17 protein-coding genes, 1 tRNA gene and 1 pseudogene are annotated in these 21839 nt (G+C 64.5%); 9 read left to right on the top strand and 10 right to left on the bottom strand.

The window, feature by feature from the left end; genetic code table 11:
- Positions 1 to 9: 9 nt before the first annotated feature.
- Complete coding sequence (gene fadB / locus LOY42_RS17575) at positions 10 to 2157, bottom strand: fatty acid oxidation complex subunit alpha FadB (protein WP_258598622.1); 2148 nt, start codon at positions 2155 to 2157, stop codon at positions 10 to 12.
- Between the two features lie 475 nt (positions 2158 to 2632).
- The gene (locus LOY42_RS17580) at positions 2633 to 3070 is read right to left on the bottom strand and encodes a hypothetical protein (RefSeq protein WP_139672395.1); all 438 of its coding nucleotides are present in this window, start codon (positions 3068 to 3070) and stop codon (positions 2633 to 2635) included.
- 110 nt (positions 3071 to 3180) lie between these two features.
- Here LOY42_RS17580 and LOY42_RS17585 point away from each other — a divergent pair, with 110 nt between their 5' ends.
- The gene (locus tag LOY42_RS17585; protein ID WP_139672398.1) at positions 3181 to 3624 is read left to right on the top strand and encodes a universal stress protein; all 444 of its coding nucleotides are present in this window, start codon (positions 3181 to 3183) and stop codon (positions 3622 to 3624) included.
- A gap of 81 nt (positions 3625 to 3705) precedes the next feature.
- Here the strand turns inward: LOY42_RS17585 and LOY42_RS17590 are convergent, their stop codons facing one another.
- On the bottom strand, positions 3706 to 5637 hold the full coding sequence (locus LOY42_RS17590) for an ATP-binding cassette domain-containing protein (protein WP_102683168.1): 1932 nt from the start codon (positions 5635 to 5637) through the stop codon (positions 3706 to 3708).
- A gap of 206 nt (positions 5638 to 5843) precedes the next feature.
- Here LOY42_RS17590 and LOY42_RS17595 point away from each other — a divergent pair, with 206 nt between their 5' ends.
- Positions 5844 to 7772, top strand: a complete 1929-nt coding sequence (locus LOY42_RS17595) for a transglycosylase SLT domain-containing protein (protein ID WP_102683147.1) — start codon at positions 5844 to 5846, stop codon at positions 7770 to 7772.
- A gap of 347 nt (positions 7773 to 8119) precedes the next feature.
- Here the strand turns inward: LOY42_RS17595 and LOY42_RS17600 are convergent, their stop codons facing one another.
- Both LOY42_RS17600 and LOY42_RS17605 read right to left on the bottom strand, forming a co-directional pair.
- Positions 8120 to 8923 (bottom strand): MOSC domain-containing protein, encoded by an 804-nt coding sequence (locus LOY42_RS17600; protein ID WP_139672401.1) that lies wholly within the window; start codon positions 8921 to 8923, stop codon positions 8120 to 8122.
- Positions 8924 to 8978: 55 nt separating this feature from the next.
- The gene (locus tag LOY42_RS17605; protein WP_102683145.1) at positions 8979 to 9914 is read right to left on the bottom strand and encodes a chemotaxis protein CheV; all 936 of its coding nucleotides are present in this window, start codon (positions 9912 to 9914) and stop codon (positions 8979 to 8981) included.
- Positions 9915 to 10253: 339 nt separating this feature from the next.
- Here LOY42_RS17605 and LOY42_RS17610 point away from each other — a divergent pair, with 339 nt between their 5' ends.
- From LOY42_RS17610 to LOY42_RS17620, 3 genes are all read left to right on the top strand, one after another.
- Positions 10254 to 10766 (top strand): histidine kinase, encoded by a 513-nt coding sequence (locus tag LOY42_RS17610; protein ID WP_139673188.1) that lies wholly within the window; start codon positions 10254 to 10256, stop codon positions 10764 to 10766.
- A 374-nt stretch (positions 10767 to 11140) separates the two neighbouring features.
- Entirely contained in the window at positions 11141 to 12037 is an 897-nt protein-coding gene (locus LOY42_RS17615) for a sensor histidine kinase (protein WP_139672404.1), read from the top strand.
- Positions 12027 to 12689: a response regulator transcription factor gene (locus LOY42_RS17620; protein WP_139672407.1), complete on the top strand. Its 663-nt coding sequence runs from the start codon at positions 12027 to 12029 to the stop codon at positions 12687 to 12689. Before LOY42_RS17615 ends, LOY42_RS17620 begins: the two co-directional genes overlap by 11 nt.
- Here the strand turns inward: LOY42_RS17620 and yegS are convergent.
- Positions 12673 to 13560 carry a lipid kinase YegS gene (gene yegS, locus LOY42_RS17625; protein ID WP_139672411.1) on the bottom strand — a complete coding sequence of 296 codons (888 nt, stop codon included), beginning with the start codon at positions 13558 to 13560 and terminating at the stop codon, positions 12673 to 12675. The two genes, LOY42_RS17620 and yegS, sit on opposite strands and share 17 nt — an antisense overlap.
- Before the next feature lie 273 nt (positions 13561 to 13833).
- Between yegS and LOY42_RS17630 the strand changes: the two are divergent.
- Both LOY42_RS17630 and LOY42_RS17635 read left to right on the top strand, forming a co-directional pair.
- A pseudogene (locus tag LOY42_RS17630) lies at positions 13834 to 15290 on the top strand (mannose-1-phosphate guanylyltransferase/mannose-6-phosphate isomerase).
- A 64-nt stretch (positions 15291 to 15354) separates the two neighbouring features.
- Positions 15355 to 16590: a glycosyltransferase family 4 protein gene (locus LOY42_RS17635; RefSeq protein ID WP_139672417.1), complete on the top strand. Its 1236-nt coding sequence runs from the start codon at positions 15355 to 15357 to the stop codon at positions 16588 to 16590.
- Here the strand turns inward: LOY42_RS17635 and glp are convergent.
- Positions 16579 to 17799, bottom strand: a complete 1221-nt coding sequence (gene glp, locus LOY42_RS17640) for a gephyrin-like molybdotransferase Glp (RefSeq protein WP_256659318.1) — start codon at positions 17797 to 17799, stop codon at positions 16579 to 16581. The two genes, LOY42_RS17635 and glp, sit on opposite strands and share 12 nt — an antisense overlap.
- Complete coding sequence (moaB, locus tag LOY42_RS17645; RefSeq protein ID WP_046856412.1) at positions 17783 to 18322, bottom strand: molybdenum cofactor biosynthesis protein B; 540 nt, start codon at positions 18320 to 18322, stop codon at positions 17783 to 17785. The genes glp and moaB overlap by 17 nt, the downstream gene beginning before the upstream one ends.
- A 180-nt stretch (positions 18323 to 18502) precedes the next feature.
- On the opposite strand from moaB, the gene LOY42_RS17650 reads away from it, so the two are divergent.
- Together LOY42_RS17650 and LOY42_RS17655 are read left to right on the top strand one after the other, a co-directional pair.
- On the top strand, positions 18503 to 18724 hold the full coding sequence (locus LOY42_RS17650) for a YgdI/YgdR family lipoprotein (RefSeq protein WP_023632528.1): 222 nt from the start codon (positions 18503 to 18505) through the stop codon (positions 18722 to 18724).
- A gap of 82 nt (positions 18725 to 18806) precedes the next feature.
- Positions 18807 to 18883, top strand: a tRNA-Pro gene (locus LOY42_RS17655).
- A 97-nt stretch (positions 18884 to 18980) separates the two neighbouring features.
- On the opposite strand, the gene mqo is transcribed toward LOY42_RS17655, so the two are convergent.
- Both mqo and LOY42_RS26680 read right to left on the bottom strand, forming a co-directional pair.
- Positions 18981 to 20546 carry a malate dehydrogenase (quinone) gene (mqo, locus tag LOY42_RS17660; RefSeq protein WP_258598630.1) on the bottom strand — a complete coding sequence of 522 codons (1566 nt, stop codon included), beginning with the start codon at positions 20544 to 20546 and terminating at the stop codon, positions 18981 to 18983.
- A gap of 371 nt (positions 20547 to 20917) precedes the next feature.
- A complete protein-coding gene (locus LOY42_RS26680; protein WP_372241246.1) occupies positions 20918 to 21685 on the bottom strand; it encodes a methyl-accepting chemotaxis protein in 768 nt (255 codons plus the stop codon).
- Positions 21686 to 21839: the final 154 nt, after the last annotated feature.

A 21839-nucleotide genomic window follows, 5' to 3' on the forward strand; every position in this document is an offset into this window, starting at 1 on the left:
CGTGGGCGCTCAGTTGAAGAAGCGCTGGCCATTCTTGGCCATTTCGCGCAGCTTCGCAGTGGGGTGGTACAGCGGCCCCAGGTCGGCGTACTTGTCGGCCAGTGCGACGAACTCGGCGACCCCGATCGAATCGATGTAGCGCAGCGCGCCACCGCGGAAGGGAGGGAAACCGATGCCGTAGACCAGGCCCATGTCGGCTTCGGCGGCGGTGGCGACGATGCCGTCCTCCAGGCAGCGCACGGTTTCCAGGCACAGCGGTACCATCATCCAGTTGATGATGTCTTCGTCGGTGACTTCACGCTGCTCGAAGATGACCGGCTTGAGCACGTCGAGCACGCTGGCGTCGGCGACTTTCTTCGGCTTGCCGCGCTTGTCGGTCTCGTAGGCGTAGAAGCCCTTGCCGTTCTTCTGGCCCAGGCGGTTGGCCTCGTACAGGGCGTCGACGGCCGAGCGACGCTCGTCCTTCATGCGGTCCGGGAAGCCTTCGGCCATCACGTCGCGGCCGTGGTGACCGGTGTCGATGCCGACCACGTCCATCAGGTAGGCCGGGCCCATCGGCCAGCCGAACTTCTCCATCACCTTGTCGATGCGCACGAAGTCGACGCCTGCGCTGACCAGCTTGGCGAAGCCGCCGAAATACGGGAACAGCACGCGATTGACCAGGAAGCCCGGGCAGTCGTTGACCACGATCGGGTTCTTGCCCATCTTCTTGGCGTAGGCCACTGTGGTGGCCACGGCCACGTCGCTGGACTTCTCGCCACGGATGACTTCCACCAGCGGCATCATGTGCACCGGGTTGAAGAAGTGCATGCCGACGAAGTTTTCCGGACGCTTGAGCGCCTTGGCCAGCAGGTTGATGGAGATGGTCGAGGTATTGGAGGCGAGGATCGCATCCTCTTTCACCTGGCCTTCCACTTCAGCCAGCACGGCTTGCTTGACCTTCGGGTTCTCGACCACGGCCTCGACGATGATATCGACGTTGCCGAAGTCACCGTAGGACAGGGTCGGGCGAATGGCGTTGAGGGCCTCGGCCATCTTGGCCGGGGTCAGGCGCCCTTTCTCGACGCGCTTGCCGAGCAGCTTGGAGGCCTCGTTCAGGCCCAGCTGGATGGCTTCCTCGCGAATATCCTTCATCAGGATTGGCGTGCCCTTGACCGCCGACTGGTAGGCGATGCCGCCCCCCATGATACCGGCGCCGAGCACGGCGGCCTGCTTCACGTCGTGAGCGATCTCGTCATGGGCCTTGGCCTTGCGCTTGAGCTCCTGGTCGTTCAGGAACAGGCCGATCAGGCTCTCGGCGACCGAGGTCTTGGCCAGCTTGGCGAAGCCTGCGGCCTCGACCTCGAGGGCCTTGTCACGGCCGAAGTTGGCGGCCTTCTGGATGGTCTTGATGGCCTCGACTGGCGCCGGGTAGTTCGGGCCGGCCTGGCCGGCAACGAAGCCCTTGGCGGTCTCGAAAGCCATCATCTGCTCGATGGCGTTGAGCTTGAGCTTTTCCAGCTTGGGCTGGCGCTTGGCCTTGTAGTCCAGCTCACCGCTGATGGCGCGCTTGACCAGGTCCAGGGCACCGGCCTGCAGCAGCTCAGGGGCGACCACGGCATCGACGGCGCCGACTTTCAGGGCGTCCTCGGCGCGGTTTTCCTTGCCGGAGGCGATCCACTCGATGGCGTTATCCGAGCCGATCAGGCGCGGCAGGCGCACGGTGCCGCCAAAGCCTGGGTAGATGCCCAGCTTGACTTCCGGCAGGCCGATCTTGGCGCTGTTGGACATGACCCGGTAGTCGGCGGCCAGGCACATCTCCAGGCCGCCGCCCAGGGCGATGCCGTTGATGGCGACGACGGTCGGCACCTGCAGGTCTTCGAAGTCACTGAAAATGCGATTGGCTTCCAGGTTGCCGGCGACCAGTTCGGCCTCGGGCAGCTTGAAGTTGTCGACGAACTCGGTGATGTCGGCGCCGACGATGAACACGTCCTTGCCACTGCTGACGATCACGCCCTTGACCGAGGCATCGGCCTTGATCACGTCCACGGCCTGACGCAGCTCGTTCAGAGTGAGACGGTTGAACTTGTTGACGGACTCACCCTTGAGGTCGAACTTCAGTTCGACGATGCCGCTTTCAAGAGCCTTAACCGTGATGGCTTTACCTTCGTAAATCATCAACTGATCTCCACGATATGGAAGCTGAACAGTACACGTCGATCGCTGGCAACGAGAGCCGGTCTACCGGCCCCTCGCCCCAGGCACACCCGTCGACGCGCTAATCGGGATTCTGTAAGAGCCGTCTGACATACAAACGCTCAATTCATACGCCCGTTTGACTTGGGTGTGCACACATTCCCCGAAAAGAACCGCGTTGTCAAATACTCGCGAAGGCCGTGAAAACGCGACTTTCCAGTCATCTTCTACCCTCCGGGTACGAAAAATGATGACAGTGATCGCCCTCCATTCATGTCAGCGATAGGCCACCCCAATGGCAGACGTGCTTTTTTTCTAAACGCATCCGGCCAGGATGGCTACACTGCGACTGATTGAAAGTATTTCCGGCCTGCCTGGCCCTGTGCTTGCACGCACAAACGCAAAACGGCGCACAGGAGCATGTTTGCTCCTGTGCGCCGTTTTGCGTCACACGGGTTCAGGCGAGGGTTTCGAGGGTCTGGGCAATATCCTGCAAAACAGATTTGTCGCCCCGCTCGCTCCAGTACAGCGCAATCATGCGACTGTCGGCTTCGACCTTGTAGACCGTTGCCGGCAGGCGGGCGAAGGCCTCGGCAAGGCGTTTATCCTCGCAAGGCTCGCGCCACTGGTTCCACCACACGCCGGGGGTGATCTGCCAGTAGCACCAGTTGTCAGCGCGCCCCTTACGCCGCGCCCGGTGGTACTGCGGGCAGGGGCTGGGTGGCTCGTTTAGCAGCCAGTGCGGCCACTGTTGCGGCGCCAGTTGCATGGCCAGCCCCATGCGGCGCCCCTCCAGGCGCAGGCTCATCTGCTCGCTCTGTTTGCGCGAGGGGCGCAACCAGGCCAACGGGCTGAGAATCAGCGCAAGGATTGACACCACCAGCCATACCGTCATATCTGTAGACCTTATAAAGCGTTGCAAATGAGCGGGTTAGTCAGGTTTCACGAACGCCCCGCGCGAAAGCGACCATACTTCTACTATCGCGATTGTCAGGAGTACTGCACATGCACTATGAACATCTTCTGGTCGCCGTCGACCTGACCGAAGAATGCGATCCGGTGATCAAGCGCGCCATGAAACTCGCCGAACCCACCGGCGCCAAGGTCTCCCTGGTGCATATCGTCGAACCCATGGCCATGGCCTTCGGCGGCGACGTGCCCATGGACCTGTCGCAGTTGCAGCAGCAACAGTTCGACCAGGCCAAGGAACGCATGGAGCGCCTGTACAACAAATACCCGGATATCAATCGCGGCGACTCGCACCTGGTCTACGGCCAGCCGCGCCAGGAAATCCACCAGTTGGCCAAGGATCAGAAGTGCGACCTGATCGTGGTCGGCAGCCATGGCCGCCACGGCCTGGCACTGCTGCTGGGCTCCACCGCCAACGACGTGCTGCACGGCGCGCCGTGCGATGTGTTGGCGGTGCGGTTGCAGAAGAAGGCCGAGTAATACTTTCATCGCGGGGCAAGCCCGCTCCCACAAAGCCCGTCAAACAGGGCTGCGTGGGAGCGAGCTTGTCCCGCGATGGCTTCAGCCTTCCAGCTCGGCCCAGCGCTCCACCAGCACGTCCAGCTCGCCCTGCAGCTTCTCGATCTTGGCCAGCACCGCCGCAGTCTCGGCAATCGGCCGCTGATAGAAGCCCGCCGCACTCACTTCTTCCTGTGCCTCGGCCATCCGCCGTTCCAGCTCATCGATCTGCCCCGGCAGCATTTCCAGCTCACGCTGCAGCTTGTAGCTGAGCTTCTTCTTGCTGGCATCGGCCGCAGGCGTAGCAGCGGCAAGCGGCGCCACCTCCTCCACCGGCGCCTGCACCACGGCGCTGTTGAGCTCGGACTTGCCGCCCTTGCTTTCGGTCACGCCGAGCAGCTTCGGCGAACCGCCCTGGCGGATCCAGTCCTCGTAGCCACCGACGTACTCGCGCACGCGCCCTTCACCTTCGAACACCAGAGTGCTGGTCACCACGTTGTCGAGGAAGGCCCGGTCGTGACTGACCATCAGCACCGTGCCCTTGTAGTTCGACAGCACCTCCTCGAGCAGTTCGAGGGTCTCGACGTCGAGATCGTTGGTCGGTTCGTCCAGCACCAGCAGGTTGGCCGGCTTGCTGAACAGCTTGGCCAGCAGCAGGCGCGCGCGCTCGCCCCCGGACAGCGCCTTGACTGGTGTACGCGCACGCTGCGGGCTGAACAGGAAGTCGCCGAGGTAGCTGAGCACATGGCGGTTCTGGCCATCGATTTCGATGAAATCGCGGCCTTCGGCCAGGTTGTCGATGACGGTCTTTTCCAGGTCCAGCTGATGGCGCATCTGGTCGAAGTAGGCCACCTCCAGTTTGGTGCCACGCTCGACCTTGCCACTGGTGGGCTCCAGGTCGCCCAGCATCAGCTTGAGCAGGGTCGTCTTGCCGGTGCCGTTGGCACCGAGCAGGCCGATACGGTCCTGGCGCTGCAGCACCATGGAGAAGTCCTTGACCAGCTTCGGTCCATTCTGGTGGGCGAAGCTGACGTCCTCCAACACCATCACCTGCTTGCCGGACTTGTCCGCCACCTCGATCTGGATATTGGCCTTGCCCTGGCGTTCACGGCGCTCGCCGCGCTCCACGCGCAGCGCCTTGAGCGCGCGCACGCGGCCTTCGTTGCGGGTACGTCGGGCCTTGATGCCCTGTCGGATCCACACTTCCTCCTGGGCCAGGCGCTTGTCGAACAGCGCGTTGGCAGTGGCCTCGGCGGCCAGCTCGGCCTCCTTGTGCACCAGGAAGCTGGCGTAGTCGCCGTTCCAGTCGATCAGCCCGCCACGGTCCAGCTCGAGGATGCGCGTGGCCAGGTTCTGCAGGAAGGAACGGTCGTGGGTGATGAACAGCACCGCGCCACCGAAGCCTTTGAGCGCCTCTTCCAGCCAGGCGATGGCGCCGATGTCCAAGTGGTTGGTCGGTTCGTCGAGCAGCAGCAGGTCAGGCTCGGACACCAGCGCCTGGGCCAGCAGCACGCGCCGGCGCCAGCCGCCGGACAGCTCGGCCAGGGTCTTGTCGGCCGGCAACTGCAGGCGGCTCAGGGTGCTTTCGACCACCTGCTGCAAGCGCCAGCCGTCACGGGCCTCGAGCTCGTGCTGGACGTGCATGAGCTTTTCCAGATCCTCGTCGCCGTGGATGTTCTGGCTCAGGTGATGGAACTGCGCCAGCAGCTCGCCGACGCCGTCAAGGCCGGCGGCCACCACGTCGAATACGCTACGCTCGTCGGCCACCGGCAGCTCCTGCGGCAGCTCGCCAATCTTCAGGCCTGGGGCGCGCCAGATATCGCCGTCATCGCCCTTCTGCTCGCCCTTGACCAGGCGCAGCATGCTCGACTTGCCCGTGCCGTTGCGGCCGATGATGCACACCCGCTCGCCACGGGCGATCTGCCAGGACACTTTGTCCAACAGCGGCATGGCGCCGAACGCGAGGGACACATCGCTGAATTTGAGCAGGGTCATGATCATCTCCAAAAACCGGGCGCGCATTCTACCTGACTTACCCCTTCACGGCATCAAAAGCCCGTTGCCGCGACAGGGCGTCGGATAACAACTCGATACAAGCACAGTGCTTTCGCCGGCCACCGGCAAACGGCTAAGCTAAGCAGTAATACTCAACAGTGCTGGCTCCGCCGTCACTTTCCATGGTTCCACTGCCCGGACGTATCATGCGCAGCCGCCTGTTACAAATTGCTTCCTGCCTGTTGCTGACCACCCTCGCCGCGAGCGTCGCACAGGCCGCCGACCTCACCCAGCAACGTCAATACTACGACGAGGCCAAGCGCGCCCTGGCCAAGGGCGACAAGGGCCCCTACCTGCGCTACGCGCAGGCGCTGCGCGATTACCCACTCACGCCCTACCTCACCTACGACGAGCTGACCGCCCGCCTCAAGAGCGCCAGCAACGAGGAGATCGAGGGTTTCCTCAAGGCCCATGGCGACCTGCCCCAGGCCAACTGGATGAAATTGCGCTGGTTGCGCTGGCTGGCCGAGCGCGGCGAATGGAACACCTTCACCCGCTATTACGACCCCAAGCTCAACTTCACCGAACTGGATTGCCTCAACGGCCAGTACCAGCTCTCCCACGGCCAGCGTGCCGAAGGCTTCGCCAGCGCCGAGAAGCTGTGGAACGTCGGCAAGTCCCAGCCCACGGCCTGCGACACCCTGTTCGCCATGTGGGCCGCCGAAGGTCAGCTGACCGAGGCCAAGCGCTGGCAGCGCGCCAAACTGGCGGCACAGGCGCGCAACTATGGGCTTGCGAACAATCTGGTGAAAACCCTCACCACCCTCGCCCCCCAGGGCAAGCTGCTGATTGACGTGGCGCAGAAGCCCGAGTTGCTCAACCAGCCTTCGCGCTTCACGCCCGTCAACGAGGCCATGTCCGACGTAGTCAGCCTTGGCCTTCGTCGCCTGGCCCGGCAGAACCCGGAGCAGGCCATGGCGCTGCTCGACGACTATGCCCAGCGCATGCACTTCTCCCGTGACGAGAAGGTCGCCATCGCCCGCGAGATCGGCCTGACCCTGGCCCGCCGCTACGACCCGCGCGCCCTCGACCTGATGACCCGCTACGACCCGGAGCTGCGCGACAACACTGTCAGCGAATGGCGCCTGCGCCTGCTGCTGCGCCTGGCCCGCTGGGAAGAAGCCTACGAACTGACCAAGCGCCTGCCCCAGGACCTGGCCAGCAGTAACCGCTGGAAGTACTGGCAGGCGCGCAGCCTGGAGCTGGCCCAGCCGAACAACCCGCAGGTCCCGCTGCTGTACAAGACCGTCGCCCGCGAACGCGACTTCTATGGCTTCCTCGCCGCCGACCGGGCGCAGACCCCCTACCAGCTGAACAACAAGCCGCTGGCACTGAGCCAAGCGATAACCAACAAGGTCCGCAACACCCCCGGCATCCGCCGCGCACTGGAGTTCCACGCCCGTGGCCAGATTGTCGAGGGACGCCGCGAGTGGTACCACGTCAGCCGCCACTTCAACCGTGACGAAATGGTCGCCCAGGCCCGCTTGGCCTACGACATGCGTTGGTACTTCCCGGCCATCCGCACCATCAGCCAGGCCCAGTACTGGGACGACCTGGACATCCGCTTCCCCATGGCCCACCGCGACACCCTGGTGCGCGAAGCCAAGGTTCGCGGCCTGCATTCGAGCTGGGTATTCGCCATCACCCGCCAGGAAAGCGCCTTCATGGAAGACGCCCGTTCCAGCGTCGGCGCCAGCGGCTTGATGCAGCTGATGCCGGGCACCGCCAAGGAAACCGCGCGCAAGTTCAGCATCCCGCTGGCTTCGCCGGCCCAGGTCTTCAACCCGGACAAGAACATCCAGCTCGGCGCTGCCTACCTGAGCCAGGTGCACAGCCAGTTCAACGGTAACCGCGTGCTGGCCTCGGCCGCCTACAACGCCGGCCCCGGGCGCGTACGCCAGTGGCTCAAGGGCGCCAAGCACCTGAGTTTCGATGTGTGGGTCGAATCGATTCCGTTCGACGAGACGCGCCAGTACGTGCAGAACGTGCTGTCGTATTCGGTCATCTACGGGCAGAAGCTCAATTCACCGCAGCCGCTGGTGGATTGGCATGAGCGGTATTTCGACGATATGTGATCGTTCGCCGAGGGCGCTGCAGCGCCTACGAGATCGAGCGCCGCCCGCGCGGCGCATCGCTGGCAAGCCAGCTCCCACATTTGTTTCGGTCCAATTACGTCTGCGCCGACGCGGCTGTACGCCTTGTTTGTACGACGCGGTTTCAGCGTGGGCACCACTGCCGCCCCACCTGTCTCAAGACATGCGCCAAGGCGGGCAGCGATAACATCACAGGAGTGATTGGCCCGAAATAGATGTGGGAGCTGGCTTGCCAGCGATGCGCCGCGCGGGCGGCGCTCGATTTCGAAAACGCTGCAAGACTATCGCCCAGCACCTTGCAGCCCTCACACAATCACACTTGCCCTGCCTTACTCGATAACCTCAACCGCCATCCCCACCTTCAGCTCCCCCTCGCCATCCACCGCCAGGTTCTGGCCAAACAGCACATCCCCTTCCTTTTCGCGGAACGTCTTGAGCGTGGTCAACGGCTCACGGTCCGGGCTGCGTTCGCCCGTGGCGGGATCGAGGGTGGTGAGGATGCAGCGCACGCTCGGCTTGAGCACGCGGAAGGTCATGTTGCCAATACGGATGCGCTTCCAGCGGTCTTCGGCAAAGGCCTCGGCCCCCTCGACCACCAGGTTCGGGCGAAAACGCAGCATCTCCATCGGGCGCCCCACCCGACGGCTCAACTCATCCAGCGAGGCCTGGCCGATCAACAGCAGGGGGAAACCATCGGGAAAGGCTGCCCGGTCACTGTTGAGGCCGTAGCCGCTGGGCAGGTAGCGGGCCCGCTGCTCGGGGCAGTACACCAGCCTTACCGCCTTGCCCAGCAGCTCGCTGAGCCAGGCTGCGGCGGCATCGCCGGCATCGGGCACGCGCAAGGTGTCGCGCCAGATGGTGATACCGCGCAGGGCCTCGTCGGCGGACGGTACCGGTACCTCCAAGGGTGCCTGCCCCGGCGCCTGGAGCAGCAGTTGGCCCTGCTCGCCGTAATTGGCGCCAACCTGCCCCAGCCCCGGCCAGGCGCGCTGGGTCAGGAAGCGGCCGTTCTCCTGCTCCACCACCAGCCAGCGCCGGTCCCCGTCCAGGCCCAGGTTGCCGACAACCGACGCCTGCAGGCGCTGGGCCTGCGCCGATTTCACCGGGTACCGATACAACGCACTGAGAAACATCCCTGCCACCTTGCGCCAGTCGAAAGGCCAAGCTTATACCGGATCGGTACAGCCGTTACACCGTGGCGTCGTCCAGGCTCAGGCGTTGACGCACCACATCCACCAGGCGATCGGGCTGGAACTTGGACAGGAAGTTGTCGCAACCGACCTTCTTGACCATGGATTCGTTGAAGCTGCCCGACAGCGAGGTATGCAGTACCACGTACAGGCCACGCAAGCGCGGGTCGTTGCGGATTTCGGTGGTCAGCCGGTAACCATCCATCTCGGGCATCTCGGCATCGGTGAAGACCATCAGCAACTTCTCGCAGACATTCTCCCCTGCGTCCGCCCAACCCTTGAGCAGGCGCAGGGCCTTGAGGCCGTCGCTGGCCACATGCAGCTTGACCCCCAGTTGCGAGAGGGTATCGCGCAGTTGCGCCAGGGCCACGGTGGAGTCGTCCACCAGCAGCACCTCGCGGCCACGGGCGCGGGCCAGCACCGGGTCTTCGAGTTTGTCGCGGGAGACCTTGGCGTTGTAGGGCACGATCTCGGCCAGCACCTTCTCCACGTCGATGACCTCCACCAGTTGCTCGTCGACCTTGGTGATCGCCGTGAGGTAGTGCTGGCGGCCAGCGCTGGCCGGCGGCGGCATGATGGCTTCCCAGTTCATGTTGACGATACGATCCACGCCCCCCACCAGGAACGCCTGCACCGAGCGGTTGTACTCGGTGACGATGATGGTGCTGTTTGGCCCCGGCTGCAGCGGACGCATGCCGATTGCCTGGGACAGGTCGATGACCGGCAGCGTCTGGCCGCGCAGGTTGACCACGCCACAGACGAACGAATGGCGCTGCGGCATCAGGGTCAGCTTGGGCAGTTGCAGCACCTCCTGGACCTTGAACACGTTGATGGCGAACAACTGCCGGCCGGCCAGCCGGAACATGAGGATTTCCAGGCGGTTCTCACCCACCAGTTGCGTGCGTTGGTCTACCGTGTCGAGAATGCCAGCCATTGGAAGCCCCCAGGCGTGAGTCGGGAAAAAGTGAATGCATCCCCCTGTATCGGCGGACACGGGCACAGCTTGACCCCTGATGGAAAAAGCCATGCGGGGTGATTGATATCACTTTACCATCATGCTTTACTGCTGCCACATCCTGCCATGCCCGTCGCTCGCAACGAACGACCCGCCTGAAAACCCCATCAGGGAAACCCCTAGTGGCAATCGGGTCCAACCTGATGTTCGCAATATCCATTAGCCATTAATGTGACGCCATTCTCACTGCATGAACGGAGTCAGGCTTTTGCGAGCGATCATCTTGGTACGGCCAATCCCTGAAGACGGGGCGCCATGATGGATAGCACTCCACTGCACAACGCCGCCGTGGCGGCCTTTTTGCAGGATGCGCAGGTCCTGTTGGCCAGGTCCCAGGAATGCCTGCAGCACCTGGAGCTGATCACCAACGATCCGGATGCCTGCCACAGCCTCAATGCCGCACTCGACACTCTCGCCCGACGAGCAGTCGCGCTCGACCTGCTCGAAGTGGCCCACCATGCCCTGGCCCTGCAACGACTGCTCGCGCCCGCGTGCGCCCAGCAGCACCTGCACGGTACCAGCCTGCCCGCGCTTGCGGCCTGCCTGACCCTGCTGGACTGGCAACTGGAGCTGCTCGACCCGCAGACCGGCCGCCTGGACATGGACACCGAGGAGCAACGACGCCTGCTGGCCGAGCTCGCCACCACCCTGGGCCAGCCGGCATCGCAACTGTGTGCCGATTGCCAGGAAGCCGGCACGTTCTGCGCCCACCCCCACGCCCAGGATGCGCTTGCAGAGCAAAGCCTCAGTGCAGCCGACCGCCATCATTAACCCGACTAAATGCGCGGCAACTAAACTCACTCAGGGTTTAACTTGAAAAGTTTGGCAAGTATTTCCAAATGTTTTTGCCCGCTGGTTTTTAGTTGATCGAGGCGCACTGGAAACATCTTTTAATAATGGCACTATGCTAGCCAGCGCCTTGCCCGCCAGACCCGCCACAGCCCGGAAAATCCGAGGTTTCAAGCAGTTATCCCCCCGCGACCAAATTCAATCAAAGTGATAACATGCGCACGTTCGAACATGCGCACCCAGACTATCGGGTGATTGGATACGTGCCCGGTGCTTGATTGAATGCACGGCACCAGCACCTCTGGCCAGGCATGTGCAATGCCCTCAACTGCAATAACTCAGTGGCTTCCCTATCTATGCTCCCACGCTTGAAGTTCCTCCAGCGTTGCCGCTCCAGAGTTGCCCTGCTCCGCTGGACGACCACGCTGTTGTGCATTGCATCGCTGGCGGCAAACCTGGTGGTGTACCTGCGCACCCTGCCATTGTCGGCCAGCTTGCTGTTGCTCCAGTTGCTGGCGATGATCGGCGTCGGCTGGCACCTGCGCCATTGGGCGCGCTCGATCAACCTGCGCCCGGCGGAACTGGCCACGCGCATGCTCAAGGTGCAAGAGAGCGAGCGTCAGCGCCTGAGCCGTGAACTGCATGACGATATCGGTCAACTGCTGACCGCCGCCAAGCTGCAGGTCGACTGGCTGCAACGCCGGGTGCCGGCGGACCTGCAGGAGCACTGCGCTACCTTGCGCAGCACCCTGGACCATACGCTGGGCAACGTGCGCGACGTTTCCACCATTCTCAATCCTCGACAACTGGCCAGCCTGGGCCTGGAGGCGAGCCTGCGCGCGCATTTGCTGCGCACCTTGGAAAACACCGAGGTGCACTGGAGTCTTGAATGCAACCAACGCCTGGGCGGCATCAGCGAAGAGGTGACCATGGCGGCCTTTCGCATCACCCAGGAAGCGGTCACCAACATGCTCCGCCACGCACACGCACGCAATCTGGTGGTCCGCCTGCAGCGCACCTCAGCCGGCCTGGCGCTGTCGATCCAGGATGACGGCGGCGGCTTCGTGCCGGCGCAGACGCCAGCAGAAAGCGGCCTGCGCGGCATGGCTGGCATGCAGGAACGTGTGACAGCGCTGCAGGGCAGCCTGAACATCACCAGCCAGCCCGGCCAGGGCACCCGGATCGACGCCCTCTTCCCATGGCCACCCCGCAACCAAGAACGTGCCAGGACTCCCGCTCCCGATGACCTGTAGATTATTGCTGGTGGACGACCATTCCCTGATTCGCGCAGGCGTCAGGGCCCTGGTATCGGACATCCCCGGCTACACCGTGATTGGCGAGGCCGACGATGGTGGCCAACTGCTGGAGCACGTCCGGCGTCTCGCGCCAGACATCGTCCTGCTGGATATTTCCATGCGCTCGACCAGCGGCCTGGACGCTCTCACGCAGCTACGGGCAAGCGGCTGCACCTGCAAGGTGCTGATCCTGTCCATGCACACCGACCCGGAGCTGATCATGCGCGCCCTGGAGAGCGGCGCCCATGGATACCTGCTCAAGGACACCACGGCCACCGAACTGGAGCAGGCACTGACCGCCCTGCGCAACGACGAACGCTACCTGAGCCCGGCCATCGCCCACACCGTGATCAACCAGGCATTATTGCGCGCCCAGAGCGGCCGTCAATCGAACAACGAAGGCCACCACAACCTGACCGCCCGGCAGTTGGAGATCCTGCGCCTGATCGTGCGCGGTAAATCCACCCGGGAGATCGCCGGCGGCCTGGGCCTGTCGATCAAGACCGTGGAAACCCATCGCTCGCAGATCATGAAGCGCCTGCAGATCTACGATGTGGCGGGCCTGGTGCTGTTCGCCGTGCGCGAGAAGATCATCAGCCTGGACGACTGAGCAATGGCGAATCCGCCGGCAGGTGCACGCGCAGCGCCTTGGGCACGGCCTCGAAACGCAGGCTGGCCGCTTGCAGGGGCTCGCCGTCGAGGTTCATGTCCAGCCCCTGGGCGCCCTTGATCTCCACCCATGGCAAGCGGGCGCGCACGAACAACCCCTCACCGGCCAACAGATCGCGCAAAGCCCCGGCCATCTCCTGGGGCGCCGGCAGGATGCCGACGTCCAGCAGGCCATCGTCCACGCTCGCCTCGGGGCATAGCACGTGCCCGCCGCCGGCCTGGCGACCATTGCCGATGCCCAGCGCCAGCAACTCGCCCTGCCACTGGAACCCGGGGCCCTGCAGCTCGACCGAGGCCGCCTGCAGCTCACTGAAGCGCGACAGCCCGGTGAACAGGTAGGCCGCGGCGCCCAGCACTTTCTTCAGGTCTTCAGAGGTATTGGCGGTGACCTGGGTGCCGAATCCGCCGGTAGCCATGTTCAGGAACAGTTGCTCACCCACCCGGCCCAGATCGATCGGCCGTGCCGATACCTCCAACAGGTCGAGGGCCGCTTGCGGCTCAAGCGGCACACCGGCCGCCTTGGCGAAGTCGTTGGCCGTGCCCAGCGGCAGCAGCGCCAGGCTGGCCTGGGTAGCCGCCAGCCCCATGGCCTCGGCCACGTCGCGCAACGTGCCATCACCGCCGCCGGCGACCACGTGAGCATAGCCCGCCGCCAGAGCCTCCTCGACCAGGCGCTGGGCATCACCGCCCTCCCAGGTCAGGCGCACATCCAGCTTCCAGCCACGCTCACGCAGCTGACCCACCGCGGCTCGCACGTCTTCGTTGGTGGCCTGCTTGCCATGCAGGATCAGCAATGCCTTGCGCTCGCTCATGTCGCCCTCCCGGAAACAGGTACACAAATACCCTACTGCAATCTCGACCATGAACGCGCACGGATTGCTGCATGCCTCGCCCAAAAACCACCGTTTCATGCAATTGCCATTGAAAGCCGCTCGTGACAGGCGCATCATTCGACAAATATTTGGCCTTCATGGAAGATGCCGCTCATAAAAGTCATTTTATTGACTTTGCGCCGCCAGACGCCTGACAGGTCGTGATTCCCTTGCATTGCGCTGCCCACAGCGCACCGATTCGAGGTTGTGACTATGAGCGTTCTGATCCCCTGCATCATCGCTGGCGGCGCCGGCACCCGATTGTGGCCGGTCTCGCGTGAAGCGATGCCCAAGCCCTTCATGCGCCTGCCCGACGGCATGAGCCTGCTGCAGAAGACCTTCAGCCGCGCCAGCAGCCTGCCCGGGTCGAGCGGGTGCTCACGGTGACCAACCGCGAAGTGGTGTTCCGCACCCAAGACGAATATCGCCAGGTCGGTGCAGCACGCGTGGCCCTCGATTTCATTCTCGAACCCCTGGGTCGCAACACCGCCCCTGCCATTACCGCCGCTGCACTGCACTGCGCCCGCCTGCACGGCGAAGACAGCCTGCTGCTGGTGCTGCCCGCCGACCATTTGATTCAAGACCAGGGCGCTTTCGAGGCGGCCGTCGGGCAGGCCCTGGCACTGGCCGGACAAGGTTGGCTGACCACCTTCGGCCTGCAACCGACCCGTGCCGAAACGGGTTTCGGCTATATCGAGCAGGGCCAGCCGATCACTGACGGCGGCTACCAGGTCGCCCGCTTCGTCGAAAAGCCCGACGCCGACACCGCCCAGGGCTACCTCGACGGTGGTCGGCACCTGTGGAACGCCGGCATGTTCTGCCTGCGTGTCGGCACCGTGCTGCAGGAGTTGCAAGTCCATGCCCCTGAGGTCCTGCGCAGCGTGGCCGACTGCCTGGAACAGAGCCAGGTCAAGGAGGGCACGGGCGGCCGGCAGGTGGAACTCGACCCCGACCGCTTCGCCCTGGTGCCGGATATCTCCATCGACTATGCCCTCATGGAACCGTCCGCCCAGGTGGCCGTGGTGCCGTGCGACATCGGCTGGAGCGACATCGGCTGCTGGGAAGCGGTACGTGAGCTGCGCCCGGCCGACGGCCAGGGCAACCACTGCAACGGCGAAACCGTGCTGCTAGACGTGCGCAACTGCTACATCGACTCGCCACGGCGCCTGGTCGGCGCGGTCGGCCTGGACAACCTGATCGTCATCGACACCCCCGACGCCCTGCTGATCGCCGATGCCGCGCGCAGCCAGGAAGTCAAGGTGATCGCCCAGCAGCTCAAGCGCCAGGGCCATGACGCCTACCGCCTGCACCGCACCGTGACCCGCCCCTGGGGCCTGTACACGGTGCTCGAGGAAGGGCCACGGTTCAAGATCAAGCGCATCATGGTCCGCCCTGGCGAATCGCTGTCGCTGCAGATGCACCATCATCGCAGCGAGCACTGGATCGTGGTCAGCGGCATGGCCTGCGTGACCAATGGCCAGGAGGAGTTCCTGCTCGACACCAACGAGTCCACCTTCATCAAGCCCGGGCGCAGCCACCGCCTGACCAACCCCGGGGTCATCGACCTGGTGATGATCGAGGTGCAGAGCGGCGAATACCTGGGCGAAGACGACATCGTACGCTTTACTGATATCTATGGACGCGCCCCGGCGGCAGCAGCACCTGCCTGACTGCCAAAGGGCGCGTTTTTGCCATCCAGGGCCGACACCCGGCCAACCGCGAGGATTCGGGCTCATGCGCATACTCTGGACCCTGCCCTACCTGCCCTGGCCCACCACCAGCGGCAGCAAGACCCGGCAATACCACCTGCTGCGCGCCCTGGCGCAGCATGGCCACCGGATTACCTTGCTGGTGCAGTCGAAGATCCCGTTGAGCGACACCGCGCGCGAAGCCCTGGAACCCCTGGTGGAACGCCTGATCGTGCTCCCCAGGCGGCCACTGAACAGCCCGCTGAACCTGCTCGCCTCACCCATCATCGACTACCCCATGCGGGCCATCATCAATGGCCTGGCACCTTGCCTGCGGCACCGCTTCGAGCAACTGCTGGACGAACCCTGGGATGTGATCCAGATCGAGCACAGCTACAGCTTCCAACCGTTCGAGAGGGCCCTGCAGGCCCGGGGCCTGCCCTACATGCTCAGCGAGCATTACCTGGAGTCGGTGATGGGCGCCGCCTGCCATGACCGCCTGCCATTGTGGTTGCGCCCGCTGAACGCCTTCGACCGCTGGCGCTATCGGCGCTGGGAACAACGGGTGCTGCGCCAGCCCACCGAAGTGGTGGCGGTCAGCGCCCAGGATGCCGAGCTGATCGGCCAGATCAGCGGCCGCCCGGTGAATGTGGTGGTCAATGGCGTGGACTGTGACCACTATCAGGACGTGCGCCCCACCCTGCACAGCCAGCGCCTGCTGTTCGTTGGCAATTTCGAGTACGGCGCCAACCTGGAGGCTATCGAGTGGGCGCTGGAGGAGATCCTGCCCCAGGTATGGATGAGCAACCCGGCGGTGCGCCTGGCCATTGCCGGGCACGCGTTGCCGGCCAGCTGGAAGCTGCACTGGAACGACCCGCGCATCGAATGGGTAGGTTACCGCCCCGACCTGCGCGAGCTGCAGCGCCGCTCGGCGCTGTTCTTCGCGCCGCTGCGCCACGCCGGTGGCTCCAAGGTGAAGATCCTCGAGGCCATGGCCGCCGGGCTACCGGTCATCACCACCAGCAAGGGCGCCTCGGGCCTGGCCATGAACAATGGCGAACACTACCTGGGCAGCGACGACAGCGGCCAGCTGGCGCTGCTGGTCACGCAACTGCTCAACCAGCCGTGGCGCATGTGCCAGCTCAGCGAGGCCGGGCGCCAGTTCGCCCGCCAGCGCCATGACTGGAGCGTTGCCGCCCAGCAGCTGGAGAACGTGCACATGCGCCTGACCCAGCTGGCGCCAGCAGGCGCAGGCGCCCCCGGCGGCGTGCTAGCCAAGTAGCTCGCTGAACGGGATGAATGCCACGGGGTCCCCCTGCCGTGGCGTGCTGCCTTCAAGCACCTCCACCACCCCATCGGCCCAGGCGGCGCTGCGCAGCACACCGGAGCTCTGGTTCTTGTAGATGCGCACCCGGCCATCCTCGATGCGCGCGCGCAGGAATTCGCGCCGCGTACCGGCCTTGGGCCAATCGAAACCCGCCGGCACGCTGAAACGCAGCGGCGCGACATTTTGCACACCCAACCGCCGCAGCAGGTAGGGCCGCGCCAGCAGGCCGAAAGTGACCAACGTCGAGGCCGGGTTGCCCGGCAGGCCGATCACCGGTACCCCCTGGTAATGGCCGAAGGTCAGCGGTTTGCCCGGCTTGATCGCCAGCTTCCACAGCGCCAGTTCGCCCGCTTCGCGCAGGGCCAGGCCAAGAAAATCGGCCTCGCCCACCGACACACCACCGGTGGACAGGATCAGGTCGACATCGCCCAGCCCGGCCAGGCACTGGCGGGTGCGTTCGAGGTCGTCGGGCAGGATCCCGGCGTCCACCACCTTGCAGCCCAGGCGTTGCAGCCAACTGACCAGCAGGCGCCGGTTGCTGTTGTAGATCTGCCCGGGCCCCAGCGGCAGGCCCGGCTCGACCAGCTCGTCACCAGTCGACAGCACCGCCACCCGTGGCCGGCGCCGCACTTGCAGGGTGCCGAAACCCAGGGTCGCGGCCAGCCCGAGCTGGATCGGCCCCAACCGCGTGCCGGCGCTCATCACCTGTTCGCCAACACGGGTTTCCTGGCCTTTGGGGCGAACGTTCTGTGACAGTGCCAGGGGTTCGAGGAACCGTACCCGGCCATCCTCGAGCACTTCGGTGTTTTCCTGCATCTCAACGCAATCGGCGCCTTCGGGCAGCGGCGCGCCGGTGAAGATCCGTGCGCAGGTGCCCGGCTCCAGGGGCTGTGGCGCGTGGCCGGCGAAGATGCGCTGGGTCACCCGCAGCGGTTCGCCCTGCCAGTCGGCCAGGCACAGTGCGTAGCCGTCCATGGCGCTGTTGGGCCACGGCGGCAGGTCGAGGCCGGCCACCAGCTCATGGGCCAGGACGCGCCCTTCGGCTTCGGCCAGCGCGACGTGTTCGGTCTCGGCGATGGGCGACTTCTCGGCCAGCGCCAGCAGGCGCTGCAAGGCCTCTTCCATCGGCATCAACGGCCGGGCTACCTCAACCACGGCTGTCACAGGCCGCTGCCTGCTTCAGGTGCGGCACGAAGTTGCACGGCCGGTGGCGGGCATCCAGCTGCTCGGCGAGGATACCGTCCCAACCGGTGCGCACGGCATTGGTCGAGCCCGGCAGGCAGCAGACCAGGGTGCCGTTGGCAAGGCCTGCCAGGGCGCGGGACTGCACGGTGGAAGTGCCAATGTCGGCCACCGAGATCTGCCGGAACAGCTCGCCAAAGCCCTCGACCTGCTTGTCCAGCAGGCACGCCACGGCCTCCGGAGTGCTGTCGCGCCCGGTAAAGCCGGTGCCGCCGGTGATCAACACCACCTGCACCTGGTCATCGGCGATCCAGGTCGCGACCTGGGCGCGGATCTTGTACAGGTCATCCTTGAGCAGCACGCGCTCGGCCAGGCGGTGGCCGGCGGCGCTCAGGCGATCGACGAACAGCTGGCCGGAGGTATCGGTGTCGAAGGTACGGGTATCGCTGACCGTCAGCACGGCGATGTTCAGCGCTACAAAAGGGGTATCTGCCTTGGCTTTCATGGGAGTCCGTCGCAGGGGAACAGGGAATGTGCGCTGTTATATCACAGGCCACGGCGCCCAGACCGCGACGTTGTTCTTGGTCAATGCCAGCACGATGGCGCTATGCTGCACTGTGCAAGGAACTTGCGTGGACGCCCTGCGTCTTAATGACATCTAGCACCATCGCACTGGAGAAACACGATGATCCAACGGACCCTTCCCGCCTTCCTGCTTGCCCTGGGCCTGGGCGCCCTCGCCGGCTGCGCCTCGCCAACCGTCATCACCCTGAACGACGGCCGCGAGATCCAGGCGGTGGACACCCCTTCGTATGACGACGACTCCGGCTTCTACGAATTCGAACAGCTCGACGGCAAGCGCACGCGCATCAACAAAGACCAGATCCGTACCGTCAAGGAGCTGTGATCCAGCCCTGCGTTTTTGGCGCAACTCCTTTTTGCAACAAGGGGTTGCGTTGAAAAAATCGATGCAGTAGCATTTCGGACATCGGAGTGTAGCGCAGCCAGGTAGCGCGTCTCGTTCGGGACGAGAAGGCCGCAGGTTCGAATCCTGTCTCTCCGACCAAATCCTGCAAAAAACCCGCCTTGCGCGGGTTTTTTGTTGCCCGCGAAAAAGCCAGTCACTGGTGGGAGCAGGCCAGCCCGCCCCCACGCTTGTGCGATTACTCCGGCAACACGGGCACATGCAGCAGCTGCAAACGCGCACTGCTCCATTCGCGGGTCTTGTTGGTCAACTCAAGATTATTGTTCAGCTTCTGGCCGTAGGTCGGCACGATTTCCTTGAGCTTGGCCTGCCACTCGGCGCTCTTGATCCGATCCTTGAAGGTCTTCTCCAGCACGCTGAGCATGATCGGCGCGGCGGTCGAGGCACCGGGCGAGGCGCCCAGCAGCGCGGCGATGCTGCCATCCTCGGCGGCCACCACTTCGGTACCGAACTGCAACACGCCACCGTGCACGGGGTCCTTCTTGATCACCTGCACGCGCTGACCGGCCTGGAGCAGCTGCCAGTCTTCGTTCTTGGCGTTGGGGAAGTATTCGCGCAGGGCCGCCATGCGGTCGTCGAAGCTGAGCATCAGCTGGCCCATCAGGTAGGTGCTCAGGTCGATGTTGTCGATGCCGGCATGCATCATCGGGCTGATGTTGTGGGTGGTCAGCGAACTGAACATGCCCAGCAACGAGCCGTGCTTGAGGTACTTGGTGGAGAAGGTCGCGAACGGGCCGAACAGCAGCACCTCCTTGCCATCGATCACCCGGGTGTCCAGATGCGGCACCGACATCGGCGGCGCGCCGACCGAAGCCTTGCCGTACAGCTTGGCCTTGTGGCGGGCGACCAGGTCGGCGCTGTCGGTCATCAGGAACTGGCCACCGACCGGGAAGCCGGCATAGCCCTCGGCTTCCGGAATGCCGGACTTCTGCAGCAACTTTAGCGCGCCGCCACCGGCGCCGATGAAGACGAACTTGGCCTTGACCGCAGACTCCTTGCCACCTTTGGCCAGGTCGGCCACCACCACATTCCAGCTGCCGTCGTCGTTGCGCACGATGTCGCGCACTTCATGACCCAGGTGCAGTTGCACGTTCGGGTTGCGGGTCATGGCAGCAAACAGCTGGCGGGTGATCTCGCCGAAGTTCACGTCGGTACCGATGGCCATGCGGGTCGCGGCCACCTTCTGCCCGGGGTCGCGCCCCTCCATCACCAGCGGCACCCACTGGCGGATCTGCTCGTGATCCTCAGTGATCTCCATGCCGCGGAACAGCGAACTGTGCTGCAAAGCCTCGACGCGCTTGTGCAGGAAGGCGACGTTCTCGTCACCCCAGACAAAGCTCATGTGCGCCACGTTGTTGATGAACGATCGCGGGTTGCTCAGTACGCCCTGCTCGACCTGGTAGGCCCAGAACTGCTTGGACACCTCGAACTGTTCGTTGACGTTGACCGCCTTGCTGATGTCGATGCTGCCGTCCTTGCCGACGCTGGTGTAGTTCAGCTCGCAGAACGCCGAGTGGCCGGTACCGGCATTGTTCCAGGCGTTGGAACTCTCTTCGGCGACCTGGTCCATGCGCTCGTAGACGTCGACTTTCCAGTTCGGTTCCAGTTCGGTGAGGTAGGTCCCGAGGCTTGCGCTCATGATGCCGCCGCCGATCAGCAGCACATCGACGGACTTTTGTGGCTCCGCGGGCTTGGAGCAGCCGATGACACTCAGGCACAGGAGCGTCAGCAGGATTTTTTTCATTAGCTCAATCCAATTGAAGTGAAGGATTGGCAGTCGTTGCCCCCGGTGTGCACGCCCGGTTGTTGTTGTGGTTGGCAGGAGTTTCGCGAAATCGGGGCACGATCGCCTCGGGCCTTGGCCCGGGGCGCCGTAAAGCAGGGAGTGTGCCAGGTTGCTCTGGGCCAGTGGGTCAGGGCTGTCGCAACGGGATCTGTCGGGTTGGTGGCGGCAATCCGCCAGCTAAACAGGCGCTTTGCCTGGCAGGTTGGCGGAATTCCCCCTAAGGGCCGCTTCGCGCCCCATCGCCGGCAAGCCGGCTCCCACGGAGAATAGAGATCGTCTGTGGGAGCCGGCTTGCCGGCGATGGGGCGCGAAGCGGCCCCGCACTACCGTCAGGCGGTCAGGCGGGAAGTCACTTCGCCCAACTGACCCGACAGTCCGTGCAGGCGCTGTCCGGCCTGTTCGGTGTGCTGCACCGCCTGCTGGTTGGCGGTGGCGATGCGGGTGATCTCGACCAGGTTGCGCGAGATATCCTCGGCGACGCTGGTCTGCTCCTCCGCGGCGGTGGCGATCTGGCGGTTCATGTCGCGGATCGCCTCCACCGCCGTGGTGATGCGCTGCAGCATCTGTCCGGCCTGCTGCACCTGCTCGGCGCCCTCCTCGCTGCGCTGCTGGCCACTCTCGATGGCCTTGACCGCCTCCACCGCGCCCGACTGCACCGCCTCGATGATCTGGTGGATCTCGGCGATCGAGGCCGCGGTGCGCTGGGCCAGGCTGCGCACCTCATCAGCCACCACCGCGAAGCCACGCCCGGCCTCGCCGGCACGGGCGGCTTCGATGGCGGCGTTGAGCGCCAGCAGGTTGGTCTGTTCGGCGATGCCGCGAATCACTTCAAGCACCTTGCCGATGCGCGTGCTGTCGTTTTCCAGGTGGCGAATCACCGCGGCGGTGCCGGCAATCTCGCGGTTGACCGCGGCAATGGTGTCGATGGTGCGCTGCATGACCTGCTCGCCCGCCTGGGCGCTGTGGTCGGCCTCGTCCGCCGCGCGGGCGGCATCGGCGGCATGGCGGGCCACCTCCTGGGCGGTGGCGGACATCTCGTGCATGGCCGTGGCGACCTGGTCGGTACGCTGGAACTGATCATGGGTGCCGTGAGCCATGTCGCCGGCAATACGGCTGAGCTGACCGCTGGCGTTCTCCAGTTCCTCGGCGTTGTCCTTGAGCCGGCCAACGGTGTCGGCAAGAAAATCGCGCAGGGTGTTGGCGGCCAGCGCCAGGCGTCCGAGTTCATCCTCGCGGCGGCTGTCGACCCGG

This window comes from Pseudomonas sp. B21-023, from assembly GCF_024749165.1.
In the GTDB taxonomy this organism is placed as follows: Bacteria; Pseudomonadota; Gammaproteobacteria; order Pseudomonadales; family Pseudomonadaceae; genus Aquipseudomonas.